Origin of the sequence: Pseudomonas sp. SCPG-7 (assembly GCF_002156405.1) — a bacterium.
GTDB lineage: Bacteria > Pseudomonadota > Gammaproteobacteria > Pseudomonadales > Pseudomonadaceae > Aquipseudomonas > Aquipseudomonas parakoreensis.
This window is the reverse complement of the sequence record NZ_MVOO01000013.1, coordinates 1-17,620: the sequence shown is the minus strand read 5'-3', so window position 1 is coordinate 17,620 and position 17,620 is coordinate 1. Positions and strand designations below refer to the sequence as shown.

9 protein-coding genes are annotated in these 17,620 nt (G+C 60.2%); 5 read left to right on the top strand and 4 right to left on the bottom strand.

Translation table 11 applies throughout. The features are described 5' to 3' along the window. The first annotated feature begins 213 nt into the window (after positions 1-213). The 3 genes from B1722_RS21545 (at position 214) to msrA (ending at position 5,353) form a co-directional block, all read left to right on the top strand. Positions 214-1,611, top strand: a complete 1,398-nt coding sequence (locus B1722_RS21545; RefSeq protein ID WP_086794209.1) for an alkaline phosphatase D family protein — start codon at positions 214-216, stop codon at positions 1,609-1,611. A gap of 252 nt (positions 1,612-1,863) precedes the next feature. Beyond that, positions 1,864-4,560 carry a bifunctional diguanylate cyclase/phosphodiesterase gene (locus B1722_RS21540; protein ID WP_086794207.1) on the top strand — a complete coding sequence of 899 codons (2,697 nt, stop codon included), beginning with the start codon at positions 1,864-1,866 and terminating at the stop codon, positions 4,558-4,560. A 127-nt stretch (positions 4,561-4,687) separates the two neighbouring features. After that, positions 4,688-5,353, top strand: a complete 666-nt coding sequence (gene msrA, locus B1722_RS21535) for a peptide-methionine (S)-S-oxide reductase MsrA (RefSeq protein WP_007967332.1) — start codon at positions 4,688-4,690, stop codon at positions 5,351-5,353. Between the two features lie 124 nt (positions 5,354-5,477). Here msrA and B1722_RS21530 read toward each other — a convergent pair whose 3' ends face one another. The 4 genes from B1722_RS21530 to putP all read right to left on the bottom strand — a co-directional run bounded on the left by B1722_RS21530 (position 5,478) and on the right by putP (position 11,078). After that, positions 5,478-6,317: a 23S rRNA (adenine(2030)-N(6))-methyltransferase RlmJ gene (locus tag B1722_RS21530; protein ID WP_003220988.1), complete on the bottom strand. Its 840-nt coding sequence runs from the start codon at positions 6,315-6,317 to the stop codon at positions 5,478-5,480. 217 nt (positions 6,318-6,534) lie between these two features. Further along, a complete protein-coding gene (locus B1722_RS21525) occupies positions 6,535-7,239 on the bottom strand; it encodes a DUF4123 domain-containing protein (protein WP_086794206.1) in 705 nt (234 codons plus the stop codon). Next, positions 7,229-9,244: a type VI secretion system tip protein VgrG gene (locus B1722_RS21520; RefSeq protein ID WP_086794204.1), complete on the bottom strand. Its 2,016-nt coding sequence runs from the start codon at positions 9,242-9,244 to the stop codon at positions 7,229-7,231. The genes B1722_RS21525 and B1722_RS21520 overlap by 11 nt, the downstream gene beginning before the upstream one ends. A gap of 349 nt (positions 9,245-9,593) precedes the next feature. Beyond that, the gene (putP, locus tag B1722_RS21515) at positions 9,594-11,078 is read right to left on the bottom strand and encodes a sodium/proline symporter PutP (RefSeq protein WP_086794202.1); all 1,485 of its coding nucleotides are present in this window, start codon (positions 11,076-11,078) and stop codon (positions 9,594-9,596) included. Positions 11,079-11,535: 457 nt separating this feature from the next. Here putP and putA point away from each other — a divergent pair, with 457 nt between their 5' ends. Both putA and B1722_RS21505 read left to right on the top strand, forming a co-directional pair. Further along, entirely contained in the window at positions 11,536-15,489 is a 3,954-nt protein-coding gene (gene putA / locus B1722_RS21510) for a trifunctional transcriptional regulator/proline dehydrogenase/L-glutamate gamma-semialdehyde dehydrogenase (RefSeq protein WP_041065882.1), read from the top strand. Between the two features lie 260 nt (positions 15,490-15,749). Beyond that, positions 15,750-17,552 (top strand): acyl-CoA dehydrogenase, encoded by a 1,803-nt coding sequence (locus B1722_RS21505; RefSeq protein ID WP_086794201.1) that lies wholly within the window; start codon positions 15,750-15,752, stop codon positions 17,550-17,552. Positions 17,553-17,620 lie beyond the last annotated feature (68 nt).

Below are 17,620 nucleotides of genomic sequence, written 5' to 3'. Positions count from 1 at the left end.
CGTACCTCAACCCCGTCAGTTTGACGGGGCTTTTTTTTGCCCTGAAAAAAGTGCAGCGGCTCTTCCTACAAGTTCGGTTTACTTGAACTACGACTGCAGTCGAATTCGTCCCGATATTTTTCACCGACAGGCAACTAATCTCTGCCCTCGGATTAAATAACGTTTTTCCCGAGTTATTTATAAAAAACGAAACTTACTCGAACGGACTCGAATATGTTCAAGCCAACTATTGGCCCGATTATCGGCCACACGACAACTCATCACGCGCGTATATTCATGCGCGCCGACAAGCAAGGCAACGCACCGGTATTTGCCGCCATTCGCTATCGGAAGTCTGGAACACAACAGTGGTCAGCTAGTATTTTCGCCGAACCCAGTGCGCTGCGCGACATGACCGAAGTGTTCACCCTCAACAACTTGAGCAGTGACACCGAATATGAATACCAGACCGGCTGGTTCAGCCCGATGAATCCGGTCCATACCGTGGACAGTGTCGCCGAACTGCCGCTGCAGTGGCCGCGGGAAATCTATCGATTGCGCACCCGCTCAAGCAATGCCCTGCAGCCAAAGGCCTATATCGTCGGCTCTTGCCGCTATTTGCGCATGACGGCGGGGGTGCCGGTGCTGCCCCATCTGGGTGACCGGATCTTTGCCTCCATCAACCAATTGATCGAAGGTGCGCAGCCGCCGATCAGTGCCACCCTGATGACGGGTGATCAGGTTTATGTCGACGACCTTAATCTGTTTGCACCTGATCGTGAATATAAGGACATCCTCAGTAAGTACCGTGCGGCATTTTCTCAGCCGAATATTCAGCGTTTGATGTCCGGCACTTCGACTTATATGATCCTGGACGATCACGAAATCGAAGACAATTGGCCGGCGAATGCCGAACAATCAGATCAAGTGCTATATCGCAACGCCATGGCCGCCTATGAAATCTATCAAGTCAGCCACAGCCCGGCGCATGAACTTACAACTAACGAAAAGGTGAATCGGGCAAAACTCGAGCACTACTGGTATCAATTCAGTGACGGTGATATCGAATGGTTTGTGACCGACAGCCGCACCCGCCGCAACTTGTCAGCTGATGATCGCCGCATACTCGATGAGGCGCAGGAACAGGCACTGCTCAAGTGGCTGACCAACAGCCCGGCGCGGGTGAAATTCGTCGTGACCAGCGTGATGTTCTACCCGGATCGCAAATTGCACGGCGACGATGCCTGGAAAGCCTTCCCGGAGCAGCGCCTGCGCCTGCTGGAAACCATCCGCACCCGACGCATCAGGAATGTCGTGTTTGTCTCGGGCGATGTGCATGGCTCGCTGACCTCGCGCCTGACGCATAGTGAAGACCCGGATTTCGAAGTCCACACCATCGTTTCCTCGCCGCTGTGCAACAGCAAGCTGTTGCCCTATGCCAAGGCGTCGACGTTCATCCTTGATCGACCGCTGGCGCGCACGGCGACGGGTGATTATCAGCATGAGTTGACCAGCCCGGTCGTCAGCGAAGACAACTTCGCCCATGTAGTCGTCGAGACTGATCAGATTCTGGTCAATTACCATGATCGTGATGGCAAGAAGCTGCAATCGATCAGCATCAAATTGCGTTGAATTCTGAAAAGATCGCAGCCTTCGGCAGCTCCTACATTGGCATGCATCCCTTGTAGGAGCTGCCGCAGGCTGCGATCTTTTGCTCTTTTCAACCACACACTGGAGAAATGCCCCGAGCGGCCGACACATTCTTATAGCACTTGGCCTTCATCTCTCTTGTCAGTCGGTGCCGCAATGATGCAACCTTGCCGCAGGCAACAGTAAAGAGGGCGAGAGCCCGCGCGTTCAGCATATTTCCAAGCGAGTTCCTTCATGAAGAGCCAACCCGATGCCGCCAGCCGTATGGCGGCCGAGGTAGTGACGCAGTTGCCTGTGCCCTCGCGGCTCGGCATGCTGCGTTTCGAGCGCTTGAATGAAGCGAGCTGGGCGATGCTGTTTCTCGATCCCAACTGCGAACGCCAGTTCGGCCAGCCGGCCGTCGAATTGTGTGCCTTGGTCGGCTCGCCCTACGCCAGTCTGATGGAGCCGGAAGCGCGCTATCAGTTGCACGACGCGATCCAGCAGCAACTGCGCGACAGCCCGCATTATCTGGTGCGCTACACCCTGCACACCGCCGCTGGCGTGCTGAGCATCCTCGAACTCGGCGAAGCCTATAAACAGCACAATCGGCACTTGCTGCGCGGTTATTTGCTGGCGGTCGATGATGTCTTCGACGAAGCACCAGCGCTGCCCTCCGTCGACCTCGAAACCCAGAACTCGCGGCTGCAGATCGCCTTGGAGCTGAACCAGCGCGCCCAGCAGGAACAACTGCAGCACCTTGATCGGGTCCGCGCCCAGCAGGATCTGATTCTGCTGCTTGCCCGCCAGCGCTACAGCAGCCACAACTCGCTGCAGGAAGCCGCCGAACTGATCACCCGCTGCGCCTGCGACATCTATGAAATCGACTGCGCCAGCCTGTGGAACCTCGAAGGCAATCTGCTGGTGCCGATTTCCGCGTATCACCGCGCAACGCAGGAATACCTCCTGCCGGAGGTGATCGACATCAGCGGCTTCCCCGACTACATGGAAGCGCTGCACGGCAGCCGCGCCATCGACGCGCACAATGCGATGCGCGACCCGCGCACCCGCGAGATGGCCGAAGCCCTGCGCCCGCGCGACGTCAACGCCATGCTCGACGCCAGCATCCGCGTCGACGGCCAGGTGGTCGGCGTGCTCTGTCTGGAGCAGACCGGCGTGACCCGCGCCTGGCAGTCCGATGAAATCGCCTTTGCCGGTGAACTGGCGGATCAGTTCGCCCAGGTCATCAACAACCACAACCGCCGCACCGCCACCAGCGCCCTGCACCTGTTCCAGCGCGCGGTCGAGCAAAGCGCCAACGCCTTTTTGCTGATCAATTGCGACGGCGTGGTCGAGTACGTCAACCCGAGTTTCACCGCGATCACCCAGTACTCCACCGAGGAAGTCCACGGCCAGCGCCTGTCGGAACTGCCGGCCCTGGAAAACCTCAGCGAGCTGCTGTTTGACGCGCCGTCGGCGCTGGCCAAGAGCAACAGCTGGCAGGGCGAATTCAAAAGCCGGCGCAAGAACCTCGAACCGTATTGGGGCCAGTTGTCGATCTCCAAGGTGTATGGCGATAACCGCGAGCTGACGCACTACATCGGCATCTACGAAGACATCACTCAGACCAAACTGGCGCAACAGCGCATCGAGCGTCTGGCGTACACCGACAATCTGACCAACCTCGGCAACCGCCCGGCGTTTATCCGCAATCTGGACGAGCGCTTCGCCCGCGATAGCGATACGCCGATCAGCCTGCTGCTGGTGGACATCGACAACTTCAAGCGAATCAACGACAGCCTCGGTCACCAGACCGGCGACAAACTGTTGATCAGCCTCGCCCGGCGCCTGCGCAACAGCCTCAGCCCGAGCGGCAGCCTCGCGCGGTTCGCCAGTAACGAGTTCGCCGTACTGCTCGACGACACGGATCTCGCCACCGGCCAGCAGATCGCCAACCAGTTGCTGGCGACCCTCGACAAACCGATGTTCGTCGACAACCAGTTGATCAGCGTCACCGGCTCCGTGGGCCTGGCCTGCGCGCCGCTGCACGGACGCGATCCGCAAACCCTGATGCGCAACGCCGGCCTCGCTCTGCACAAAGCCAAGGCCAACGGCAAGCATCAGGTGCAAGTCTTCACCGAAGCGCTGAATGCCGAGGCCAGCTACAAGCTGTTCGTCGAGAACAACCTGCGCCGCGCCCTGACCCAGAACGAGCTGGACGTGTTCTACCAGCCCAAGCTATGCCTGCGCAGCGGTCGCCTGCTGGGCATGGAAGCACTGCTGCGCTGGAACCACCCGGAGCGCGGGATGATCCGCCCGGATCAGTTCATCAGCGTTGCCGAAGAAACCGGCCTGATCATTCCGATCGGCAAGTGGATCGCCCGCCAGGCCTGCCGCATGAGCAAAGCGCTGACTGCCGCAGGCATGGGCAATCTGCAAGTGGCGATCAACCTGTCACCCAAGCAGTTCTCCGACCCGGATCTGGTCGCGTCCATCGCCAACATCCTCAAGGAAGAAGCGCTGCCGGCCAGTCTGCTCGAACTGGAGCTGACCGAAGGTTTGCTGCTGGAAGCCACCGAAGATACGCACTTGCAGCTCGATCAGCTCAAGCGCCTGGGCCTGACCCTGGCCATGGACGACTTCGGTACCGGTTATTCGTCGCTCAGTTACCTGAAGAAATTCCCGATCGACATCATCAAGATCGATCGCAGCTTCATCCACGAAATCCCCGACAACCAGGACGACATGGAAATCACCTCCGCGGTGATCGCCATGGCGCACAACCTGAAGCTCAAGGTCGTGGCCGAAGGCATCGAGACCGCCGAGCAGTTGGCGTTCCTGCGTCGCCACCGGTGCGACGTCGGCCAGGGCTACCTGTTCGACCGGCCGATCCCCGGTGGTGAGCTGATCCAGGCGCTCAAGCGCTACCCGCGCGGCCCGCTCTGCCTGTAGCCCTCGCCGCCCTTTCATATAGGAGCAGCCTGCGGCAGCTCCTACATTGAATAGTGCGAAATCCGACATCATTCGGCACACTGGCGGTCTGATTTTTTACATCCCATCCTGACTGAGAGGAACGATCATGGTTCTGCGCTCGGAAATTCTGGTGAACAAAAACGTGCTACCGACCAAAGACCAAGCTCTACCCGGCCGCGAGACCGCGATGACCCTGCCTGAAAAGCATTTCGTCTTCGAAGAAACCCCGTTGCTCGGCCCGTTTTTCCAGGACGTCGACTTCGCGATCTTCGGTCTGGGTTGCTTCTGGGGCGCGGAGCGCCGCTTCTGGCAGCGCGAAGGCGTGGTCAGCACCGTGGTCGGTTACGCCGGTGGCTACACGCCGAACCCGACTTACGAAGAAGTCTGCTCGGGCCTGACCGGCCACGCCGAAGTGGTGCTGGTGGTGTATGACAAAGCCAAGGTCAGCTACGAAGAGCTGCTGGCGATGTTCTGGGAGCTGCACAACCCGACGCAGGGCATGCGTCAGGGCAACGACATCGGCACCCAGTACCGTTCGGTGATCTACGCCACCTCGCCAGAGCAACTGGACGCTGCGCTGAAGAGCAAAGCGGTGTATCAGGCTGAGCTGTCGAAGGCCGGACTGGGCGACATCAGCACCGAAATCGAACAGGCGCCGACCGTGTATTTCGCCGAGGCCTATCACCAGCAATACCTGGCGAAAAACCCTGAAGGTTATTGCGGGATCGGCGGCACCGGCGTGTGCATGCCACCGAGCCTGGCGGGTAACTAAACCCCAAAGCATCGCGGGCAAGCCCGCTCCCACAGGTTTAGCGCCGACTTCAAAATGGCGCAGTACTTTGTGGGAGCGGGCTTGCCCGCGAAGGCGTCCGTTCAGACACCGCTAAAACAGTTGATCAGCTTTCAGCAATCAACCAATCCATCTGCCATCCACCCTGAGTCTGCCCAAGCTTCTTCGACAACCACGGCAGCAACTCGCGCAATTCTTCCTCCAGCCCCCACGGCGGATTGGCAATCGCCATACCGGAGCCGTTCAGGCTGTTCGGCGTATCCAGCGGATGCACCAACAGTTCCACGCGCAGCAACTTCGGCGCACCGGTACCGGCCAGATCCTGATAGAAACGGCGCAACGCACGCTGATCCTTCACCGGATACCAGATCGCCGCAACGGTCTGGCGCATGCGGCCAATCGCTTCTTTCAGCGACGCCGCACACTTTTGCATCTCGTCGAGCTGTTCGAACGGCGGATCAATCAACATCACCGCGCGTTTCTCCTGCACCGGCAACATCGCCCGCGCCACATGCCAGCCCTCGCCCAGATGCACCTTGACCCGACGATCACCGGCCATGTTCTCCTTGAGCTGCACGCCGTCTTCCGGGTGCTTCTCATTGAGCATCACCCGATCCTGCGGCCGGGTCAGACGCCGCGCCAGCTCCGGTGACCCCGGGTAGTAACGCAACTGACCATCCGGGTTCATCTCGTGCAGCACCTTCATGTAGTCGGCGGTCAGCGCCGGCAGATCCGGCTGATCCCACAAACGTGCGATGCCTTCCAGGTACTCGCCGGTACGGTTGGCCTGATCGCCCTGCAAGTCATACAGACCGATACCGGCGTGCGTATCGAGATAGGCAAACGGCTGCTCCTTGCGCGACATCAGGGCGATGAGGCGGGTCAAGGTCAGGTGTTTGAACACATCGGCGTGATTGCCGGCATGGAAGGCGTGACGATAATTCATGGCTGCTCCTGCGAGGGCCGTGAAGTTTACCTTTTACCGGGCGGCAAGTCAGGGGTTGGGGGCTGAGCGGCCCTCTTACACCTTAAGATCCGGCCCAATACCTGTGGCGAGGGGATTCATCCCCTCGCCACAGTTCAGTTGCCTCGACAACCCATCGAAAGCTTTATCAAAGCCCAGGACGCGAACATCGCTGATCCTTGGACTTCGCCCGGAAATTTCATCCTGCTTCGTCCTGCAAATGGTCCAATAACGCCGATTGCGACGTTTCTTCCGACGCTGAAACCCGGAAAAACCGCCTGACCTTGCAACGTAAAACCGGCTCGGGAAAGGCCTCGAACAAGGCAGGATGCTCCTCGCTCAGCCACTGCACAGCATTGCCGATGCGAATGTCATCAGCTGTTGCGGCCAAGACCGATCCCGTTACTTTCCACCAAGGAAACACTCGCCCCGAAACCTGCGCCCTGCCCCCGATCTCCACGGTCTGTCCATTGATCAGGCCGCGCGAAATCACCGGCATCAACTGCGCAGATTGCACTTCGTCGGACTTTAGGATCGGCAACACAAAACGCCCATCCCAGAAGCGAAAAAACACTGCTGCGCCGTCCGGCATCAGCACTTGAGTCAGGCTGCGAAAGTGCTCAACTACCACCTCCAGGCTCGCCGAGGACACCGCCAACCACCCCCAGTCGCGAGACTCGGTAGAGGCCACCCAATCGAGAAACGCACTGTCCGCCGCGACAACTCCTACAAAGGGCATTACCTCGTTCCACTCGGCGTAGATCGTGTCCGCCCAGATCGGGTGGGGTCCGACCAGCGGAGGCCTGGCGTCGCTGGCATTACTGAAAATTGCGAACAGTTGCTCCGCAGGTTTCAGCGGCTCACGCGCCAGCCACGCTGAAGGCGTCAGGCACTCAGGCTGCACAAACACCGTCCTTGCAGCGCTCGCACTCTTCGCAGAATGGCGCATCACCTTTAAAGCTCATGATTTGTGCGGCGGTGAGCATGGCCGCCGGTGCCGCTGCAAGTTTCGCTGGCAACCCCGGCACACCGGGTGCCGCGCTCATCGCCGCCATCGGCGCGCCACCGACTTGAATCGGCACGCTACTGAAGATCCCGCCAGGCCCGATGTTGATCCACTGCCCGCCGGCCTGAATCGTGGCGCTCGCGCCGCCGTCGATCACCACTTGTTGCCCGGCACTCACGTGGATTTGTGCGCTGGCGCTGGTGGCCTGGTTGCTCACCCGAATATGCCGATCGCCGACCACCGTCAGGTGATCGTCCTGTTTGACTTCGGTCAGACGCTGGCCGTGGGTGATGCGTTGTTCGTCGGCCTTCAACTCATGTTTGGCGGTGCCGGTGACGACGATGCTGCGCTGATTGTCGACCTGCACCTGCTGGTCGTGCAGTACATGCTGGGTCCAGTTGCGCTGGGCGCGCAGGTAGATTTCTTCGGCGCCCTTTTTGTCCTCGATGCGCAGCTCGTTGTAACCACCGCCACCGGGGCTGCTGTGGCTGCGGAAGATGCTGCGGGTCTTGTCCGCCGGGAGGTCCAGCGGTACCGGGGTCGCGGCATTCGGCAGGCACCCCATCACCAACGGCTTGTCGGCATCGGCGTCGATGAAACCGACCAGCACTTCCATGCCGACTCGCGGGATCAGCACGCTGCCGTAATGGTCATGAGCCCAACCGGTTGCCACACGCAGCCAGCAACTGGAATGCTCGTTGAGCTCGCCGTCGCGATCCCAGGCCAGTTGCACCTTGACCCGACCGTACTCGTCGCAGTGGATTTCCGCGTCGTGCGGCCCGGTGACGACGGCAGGTTGATAGCCAAGCATTCGTGGCTTTTCCGGGCCGAGGGCTGGGCGGAAGAACACCTCCCACGGCGTAGCAAGAAAGGTATTACGGTAACCCTGGAATGTTTCCCCATCGCTGGTCACCGATTCCTCCAGCACTTGCGGCTGTCGGCCACGGTGTTCAATGGCGGTGAGCAGCCACAGATCATTCCAGTCCAGGCGCGGGTGTTCGGTCAGTTGCAGGAAATGTCCGCAAACCAGTGCAGACACGTCGCTGATGCCCTCGGCCTGACGGTAATCGGCGACATGCCTTTCCAACGCACGCTGCGCCAGATGCTTGCCCGTCTCGCGATCGTTGAACTGGCCGGGAAAACGATAATCCTCCAGCACCGGGCGCTGCTCTCTGTCGCTGCGGCTTTGCAGTTGCAAGTGCGGTTTTTCAAAGTTGTAGTCGCGCCGGGTGACCACGCTGGTGCGGGTTTCTACCCGGACATTGAAACGCTGGATGGCGGGTGCACCAGCCGACATTCCGCTCCCCGGCAGATACAGCGTGGGCTCGGCCAGGCGCGGAAACACCGTTTGATCGTCGCCGAACACCAACAGATGGCCTTCAGGACTGTGCTGAAAGTGGTAATGAATGCCGACCTCGGCACACAGGCGCTGAATGAACGCCAGATCGCTCTCGGCGTACTGCACGCAATATTCGCGCACCGGGTAATCACTGCCGAGACGAAACTCGAAGGCGTCACGCAGGATCGCGTGGTCCTTGAGGATCCGCGCCACGATTTGCGGCACCGTCTGATGCTGAAAAATCCGCTGGTTGATGCGATGCCCGAGGTAAGTCAGACGCGGTACCAGGCTGAGGTGATAGCGCGTCAGACGTCTCCCGGAATCACCCTGCCCGACTCGATAAATCTGACCATGGACACCGGAACCTTCTGCATCGAAGCTCAGAAACGCCTGACGATGCAGCAGGCTCTCGAGGTCCAGATCGGGCCGTTCACTGACCAGTTCCAGCTCGAAACGAAAGGGTTGGCTGATGGCTTCCTTGCCCGTGAACTCAAGGACTTTGAGATCAAATTGGGCGCCTTCGAGGGTCAACGTGAAACGCGGTTGATTGGCAGGCGCGAACATCCGATGTGTCTCTGCAGATTGAGGGCGGGCGATTCTGCATGAGGGATAACGGGTGTTGGACGGGTGACGGGAAAATCAGATTTGCCCTACTTTTTCTGGCGAAAAAGCCTTCGGATATTGGCGCAATCGACTACAGACATATCCCCCAAAACCACCACTGGACCTGTGGGAGCTGGCTTGCCAGCGATGAGGCCGGCACATCCAACTTATTCGCTCACTGACACACCGCCATCGCTGGCAAGCCAGCTCCCACAGGGTTCTCCAAGTTCTTGAGAAATCACAGGCATAAAAAAACAGCCCGCCTCCTGTAGGAAACGGGCCGTTTTTCTGTGAGCCGAAGCTCAGTGCATCACTTGTTCAGGTGGAAATCTTTTTCCGCCGCTTCGAAGCGCTGCACCATGCCTTTGGTTGGCTCGCCCATTTTGCTGACGATGTAAATCGCCAGGCTGGCGAAGATGAAGCCCGGGATGATTTCGTACAGACCCATCACCTCGAAATGCTTCCACACCACCACGGTGATGGCGCCGACCAGGATGCCGGCCAGTGCGCCGTTGCGGGTCATGTCTTTCCAGATTACCGAGATCAGCACCACTGGACCGAACGCGGCACCGAAACCAGCCCAGGCGTAGGACACCAGGCCCAGCACGCGGTTTTCCGGGTTGGCGGCCATGGCGATAGCGATCAACGCCACCAGCAACACCATCGCGCGGCCGACCCAGACCAATTCAACCTGGGAGGCGGATTTGCGCAGGAAGGTTTTGTAGAAGTCTTCGGTCAGGGCGCTCGAGCACACCAGCAACTGGCAGCTCAGGGTGCTCATGACAGCAGCGAGAATCGCCGACAACAGGACACCGGCAACCCACGGGTTGAAGAGGATTTTCGCCAGTTCGATGAACACCCGTTCGTGGTTCTCGGTGACTGGGCCGGCCACTTCCGGGTGCGCCGAGAAGTAGGCGATACCGAAGAAGCCAACGGCGACAGTGCCGCCCAGGCACAGGATCATCCAGGTCATGGAGATGCGACGGGCGTTGGCAATCGACTTCACCGAGTCAGCGGCCATGAAACGCGCGAGGATGTGCGGCTGACCGAAGTAACCCAGACCCCAGCCCATCAGCGAGATGATGCCGATGAAGGTGGTGCCCTTGAGCATGTCGAAGTTGCTTGGATCCTGGGCTTCGATGGCGAGGAACGTGGTATCGACGCCACCAGTGGCCAGCAACACGATGATCGGCGTCAGCAGCAAAGCGAAGATCATCAGCGTGGCTTGCACGGTGTCAGTCCAGCTCACCGCGAGGAAACCGCCGACGAAGGTGTAGGCAATTGTCGCCGCAGCACCGGCCCACAGCGCCGTCTCGTAGGACATGCCGAAGGTGCTTTCGAACAGACGGGCACCGGCCACAATGCCGGAGGCGCAGTAAATGGTGAAAAACACCAGAATCACCACCGCCGAAATGATGCGCAGCAGGCCACTTTTGTCTTCGAAACGGCTGGAGAAGTAGTCCGGCAGGGTCAGGGCATCGCCGTTGTGCTCGGTCTGCACGCGCAGACGGCCGGCGACGAACAGCCAGTTCAGGTAGGCACCGACGATCAGGCCGATGGCGATCCAGCTTTCGGACAGACCGGACATGTAGATGGCGCCCGGCAGGCCCATCAGCAACCAGCCGCTCATGTCGGAAGCACCGGCGGACAAAGCCGTTACCACGCTGCCGAGGCTGCGGCCGCCAAGAATGTAGTCGGAAAGGTTGTTGGTGGAGCGATAGGCCATGAAGCCGATCAGCACCATTGCTGCGATGTAGATCACGAACGTGATCAGTGTTGGATTGCTTACGCTCATTAAGTTACGCCCTGGCTTTGTTTTTATGTAGCAGCGGTGATCAATCGCACACAAACGACGATGTTTGGCAGACGAATCGGGATCCCGCGCATTTAGGACTGATGTTTCCCCAGGAAAGCCACCAGCCGATACACCGGGTATTCCCGGTTGCACCTTGGGCGCGAATGCTATGCAACAAAGTAAAAAAGGTGCAACCAGTTTCTGGCGATTAAGTTGCACCTAGTCGGATATACCGATAAATACGCCGTTTTTGCTCCTTTTTAGCGCAGTCACTGCGCTCCGCTAGAAGTAAAAGCACCAAGCAGGAGCGGCACGTCAGTACCAGAAAATAATTCCTGACGAAGCGTTTATTTTTCCGACAAAAAAAGGGTTGCACCCGGTTGCACCTCTTTCGGCGCACGGCTAATCTTGCCGCCAGCTGATGCCACGCAACTGTGGCAACCATGAGGATAAAAATATGGCTACCACCACCCTTGGGGTCAAACTCGATGACCCGACCCGCGAGCGCCTGAAGGCTGCCGCGACCTCGATTGATCGCACACCGCACTGGCTGATCAAGCAGGCAATTTTCAATTACCTGGAAAAACTCGAGGGTGGTGCAACCCTGACCGAGCTGAATGGTTTGACCGCCAAGGACAGCGACGACGCCGGTGAAGTCCACACCGATCACGCGCACCAGTGCTTCCTTGAATTCGCTGAAAGCATCCTGCCGCAATCGGTGCTGCGCGCTTCGATCACTGCTGCTTACCGCCGCCCTGAGCCGGAAGTGGTGCCGATGCTGATCGAGCAGGCGCGCCTGCCGGCTCCGATGGCCGAAGCCACCAATAAACTCGCCGCGACCATCGCGGAAAAACTGCGTAACCAGAAAAGTGCCGGCGGTCGTGCAGGCATTGTTCAGGGCCTGCTGCAGGAATTCTCCCTGTCGTCCCAGGAAGGCGTGGCACTGATGTGCCTGGCCGAAGCGCTGCTGCGCATCCCGGACAAAGGCACTCGCGATGCACTGATCCGCGACAAGATCAGCACCGGCAACTGGCAGCCGCACCTGGGCAACAGCCCGTCGCTGTTCGTCAACGCAGCCACTTGGGGCTTGCTGCTGACCGGCAAACTGGTGTCGACCCACAACGAAGCCGGCCTGACTTCGTCGCTGAGCCGGATCATCGGCAAGAGTGGCGAGCCGATGATCCGCAAGGGCGTCGACATGGCCATGCGTCTGATGGGCGAGCAGTTCGTCACCGGCGAAACCATCGCCGAAGCACTGGCCAACGCGAGCAAGTTCGAAGCCAAGGGCTTCCGTTATTCCTACGACATGCTCGGTGAAGCGGCCCTCACCGAACACGATGCGCAGAAGTACCTGGCGTCGTACGAACAAGCCATCCACTCGATTGGTAAAGCGTCTCACGGTCGTGGGATTTATGAAGGCCCGGGCATTTCCATCAAGCTCTCGGCCCTGCACCCGCGTTACAGCCGTGCGCAGTACGAGCGCGTAATGGACGAGCTGTACCCGCGCCTGCTGTCGCTGACCCTGTTGGCCAAGCAATATGACATCGGCCTGAACATCGACGCCGAAGAAGCCGACCGCCTGGAGCTGTCGCTGGATCTGCTCGAGCGCCTGTGCTTCGAACCGCAACTGACCGGCTGGAACGGCATCGGCTTCGTGATTCAGGCGTACCAGAAGCGTTGCCCGTACGTGATCGACTACGTGATCGATCTGGCCCGTCGCAGCCGTCATCGCCTGATGATCCGCCTGGTGAAAGGCGCGTACTGGGACAGCGAGATCAAGCGCGCCCAAGTCGAAGGCCTGGAAGGCTATCCGGTCTACACCCGCAAGGTGTACACCGACGTGTCCTACATTGCCTGCGCGCGCAAACTGCTGTCGGTGCCGGAAGTCATCTACCCGCAGTTCGCCACGCACAACGCCCACACCCTGTCGGCCATTTATCACATTGCCGGTCAGAACTATTACCCGGGCCAGTACGAATTCCAGTGCCTGCACGGCATGGGCGAACCGCTCTACGAGCAGGTTGTCGGCAAAGTGTCCGAAGGCAAGTTGAACCGTCCGTGCCGCGTGTACGCACCGGTCGGTACCCACGAAACCCTGCTGGCGTACCTCGTGCGTCGTCTGCTGGAAAACGGCGCGAACACCTCGTTCGTCAACCGCATCGCCGACCAGTCGATTTCGATTCAGGAACTGGTGGCCGATCCGGTGGCGCAGATCGAGCAGATGGCGACCGTGGAAGGTGGTTTCGGCCTGCCGCACCCACGCATCCCGCTGCCGCGTGACCTGTACGGCGCCGAGCGCGCCAACTCCGCCGGCATCGACATGGCCAACGAACATCGTCTGGCCTCGCTGTCCTGCGCCCTGCTCGCCACTGCGCACAACAACTGGAAAGCCGCGCCGATGCTCGGTTGCGCTTCCAGCAACGAAGCTCCAGCGCCAGTGCTGAACCCGGCGGATCACCGTGATGTGGTCGGTCACGTGCAGGAAGCTACCGTCGAAGACGTCGACAACGCGATCCAGTGCGCGCTGAATGCTGCGCCCATCTGGCAGGCCACCCCGCCAGCCGAGCGTGCAGCAATTCTGGAACGCGCCGCTGACCTGATGGAAGGCGAGATCCAGCCACTGATGGGCCTGCTGGCCCGTGAAGCCGGCAAGACCTTCGCCAACGCCATCGCCGAAGTGCGTGAAGCGGTCGACTTCCTGCGTTATTACGCGGTGCAGGCGCGCAACGATTTCAGCAATGACGCCCACCGCCCACTGGGCCCGGTGGTGTGCATCAGCCCGTGGAACTTCCCGCTGGCCATCTTCAGCGGTCAGGTCGCTGCCGCACTGGCCGCCGGCAACCCGGTACTGGCCAAACCGGCCGAGCAGACGCCGCTGGTCGCCGCGCAAGCCGTGCGCTTGCTGCTCGAAGCCGGGATTCCCGAAGGCGTGCTGCAACTGCTGCCGGGGCGCGGTGAAACCGTTGGTGCCGGTCTGGTCGGTGATGAGCGCGTCAAAGGCGTGATGTTCACCGGCTCCACCGAAGTCGCGCGCCTGCTGCAACGCAACATCGCCGGTCGCCTCGACAGCCAGGGCCGTCCGATTCCGCTGATCGCCGAAACCGGTGGCCAGAACGCGATGATCGTCGACTCTTCGGCCCTGACCGAACAAGTGGTGATCGACGTGGTGTCCTCGGCCTTCGACAGCGCTGGTCAGCGTTGCTCGGCCCTGCGCGTGCTGTGCCTGCAGGAAGATTCCGCCGACCGCGTCATCGAAATGCTCAAAGGCGCGATGGCTGAAAGCCGTCTCGGCAACCCTGAGCGCCTGTCCGTGGACATTGGCCCGGTGATTGACGCCGAAGCCAAGGCCGGTATCGACAAGCACATCCAGGCCATGCGCGATAAAGGTCGCAGCGTGTATCAGGTGGCTATCGCCGACAGCGAAGAAGTCAAACGCGGCACCTTCGTCATGCCGACCCTGATTGAGCTGGAAAGCTTTGACGAACTGCAACGCGAGATCTTCGGCCCGGTGCTGCACGTGGTGCGCTACAAGCGCAAGGACATCGACCAGTTGATCGGCCAGATCAATGCCTCCGGTTATGGCCTGACCCTCGGCGTACACACCCGCATCGACGAGACCATCGCCAAGGTGATCGACAACGTCAACGCCGGTAACGTCTACGTCAACCGCAACATCGTCGGTGCCGTGGTCGGCGTGCAGCCATTCGGCGGCGAAGGCCTGTCGGGTACGGGCCCGAAAGCCGGTGGTCCACTGTACCTCTATCGTCTGCTGTCGACGCGTCCTACGGACGCCATCGAACAATCCTTCGCTCGCGGTGATGCGCTCGTCGCCCCGGACGTGCGTCTGCGTGAGGCCATGAGCAAACCGCTGAACGCTTTCAAGGCCTGGGCCGAGAGCAACCAATACGCCGAACTGAGCACCCTGTGCGTGCAATACGCCGCGCAGTCGCAAAGCGGTATCACCCGCGTGCTGGCCGGCCCGACCGGCGAGAAAAACAGCTACGCGATCCTGCCGCGTGAACACGTGCTGTGCCTGGCGGACGTCGAAGGCGATCTGCTGACCCAACTGGCGGCGGTATTGGCGGTCGGCGGTTCGGCGGTATGGCCGGAATCCGACATCAGCAAGGCCTTGTTCGCACGCCTGCCGAAGGACGTTCAGGCGCGGATCAAACGGGTTGCCGACTGGCACAAGGATGAAGTGGTGTTTGATGCCGTGCTGCATCATGGTCATTCCGACCAGTTGCGTGGCGTGTGCCAGCAGATTGCCAAGCGGGCCGGTGCGATCGTTGGCGTTCAGGGCCTGTCCCAGGGCGAGAGCAACATCGCGCTGGAGCGCCTGGTGATCGAGCGCGCGTTGAGCGTCAACACGGCGGCGGCGGGGGGTAATGCGAGCCTGATGACTATCGGTTAAAAACCGTTAAGCCGGGTACTGCACAGGTGCCCGGTTCAGCAGAAAAAACTGTGGGAGCTGGCTTGCCAGCGATAGCGATGTGTCAGCCACCATTAATGGTGATTGCTCCGCCGCCATCGCTGGCAAGCCAGCTCCCACAGTTGTTTTGGGGTGTTTGCAAAGTTGTTGCGGGGCTCCAACATCACGCCCATCAATCATCCTGTTCAGCCTTTATCAGCACGCCTAGACTCGGCCCAATCCCAATTTTCAGGTAGGCCGCCATGTCCGAGACGCTGCTCAGTTCCCGCAATCTGGCTTTCGAGCTGTACGAAGTCCTCGATGCCGAGGGCCTGACCCGGCGTGAGCGCTTTGCCGAGCACAACCGTGAAACATTCGATGCGGCCCTTGGCACGGCGCGCAACATCGCCGAGAAATACTTCGCACCGCACAACCGCAAGGGCGACGAGAACGAGCCGCGCTACGAAAATGGTCAGGCGGTTCTGATCCCGGAAGTGAAACCGGCGGTGGACGCGTTCCTCGAGGCCGGCTTCCTGAATGCCGCGCGCAGTTTCGAAGCGGGCGGCATGCAACTGCCGACGCTGCTGTCGCAAGCGTGCTTTGCGCACTTTCAAGCGGCGAACGCGGCGACCACTTCCTACCCGTTCCTGACCATGGGCGCGGCCAACCTGATCGAAAGCTTCGGCAGCGACGAGCAGAAACAGCGCTTCCTGCAACCAATGATCGACGGCCGTTTCTTCGGCACCATGGCCCTGACCGAACCGCACGCCGGTTCGTCGTTGTCGGATATTCGTACCCGCGCCGAGCCGGCGTCCGACGGCACTTATCGCCTCAAGGGCAACAAGATCTTCATTTCCGGCGGCGATCATCCGCTGTCGGAAAACATCGTGCACATGGTGCTGGCCAAGCTGCCGGACGCGCCGCCGGGGGTGAAGGGCATTTCGCTGTTTATCGTGCCGAAGTTTCTGGTCAATGCTGACGGCAGCCTCGGTGCGCGCAACGATGTGCTGCTGGCCGGGCTGTTCCACAAGATGGGCTGGCACGGCACCACCTCGACCGCACTGAACTTCGGCGATAACGGCGATTGTGTCGGCTATCTGGTGGGCAAGCCGCACCATGGCTTGAGCTACATGTTCCAGATGATGAATGAGGCGCGGATCGGCGTCGGCATGGGCGCAGTGATGCTCGGTTACGCCGGTTACCTGTACTCGCTGGAATACGCCCGCGAACGCCCGCAAGGGCGGGTGCCGGACAGCAAGGATCCAACCACCGCGCCAGTGGCGATCATTCAGCACGCCGATGTCAGACGCATGCTGTTGACGCAAAAGTCCTACGTCGAAGGGGCGTTTGACCTCGGTTTGTACGCGGCGCGACTGTTCGATGACACCACGACGCTGGAGACCGAAGCCGAGCGTAAACAGGCCCATGAGTTGCTGGATCTGCTGACGCCGATCGTCAAATCCTGGCCGTCGGAGTTCTGCCTGAAGGCCAACGAACTGGCGATCCAGATTCTCGGCGGCCACGGTTACACCCGCGAATACCCGGTTGAGCAGTATTACCGCGACAACCGCCTGAACCCGATCCACGAAGGTACCCACGGCATTCAGTCGCTGGACTTGCTCGGGCGCAAACTGGCGCAGAACGGCGGCGCCGGATTGAAGCAACTGATCCGCCTGATCGCCAACACCGCCGAGCGCGCGACCGCGTATGAATCGTTAACGGCATTGCGTGAGCCACTGGAGCAACTGGTGGCGCGCCTGCAAACAGTCACCATCGGCCTGCTGACCGATCTGGCGCAGGGCAAGGTCAACAGCAGCCTGGCGAATTCGGCGCTGTACTTGAAGGTATTCGGGCACACGGTGATTGGCTGGCGCTGGCTGGAACAGGCGATCCGCGCCGAGGAAGGTCTGGCCAAAGGCAATGCGGCAGATGCTGACTTTTATAAGGGCAAGCTGCAGGCAGCGCGGTATTTCCTGACGTGGGAAGTGCCGGGCTGTCACCATGAGCTGGCGTTGCTGGACGCGCGGGATGATACGTGTCTGGCGATGCAGGATGCGTGGTTCTGATCCAGATTTTTTGTCGCTGCTGATGCCGTCTTCGCGGGCAAGCCCGCTTGTGTCTGAGTAAGGGAATA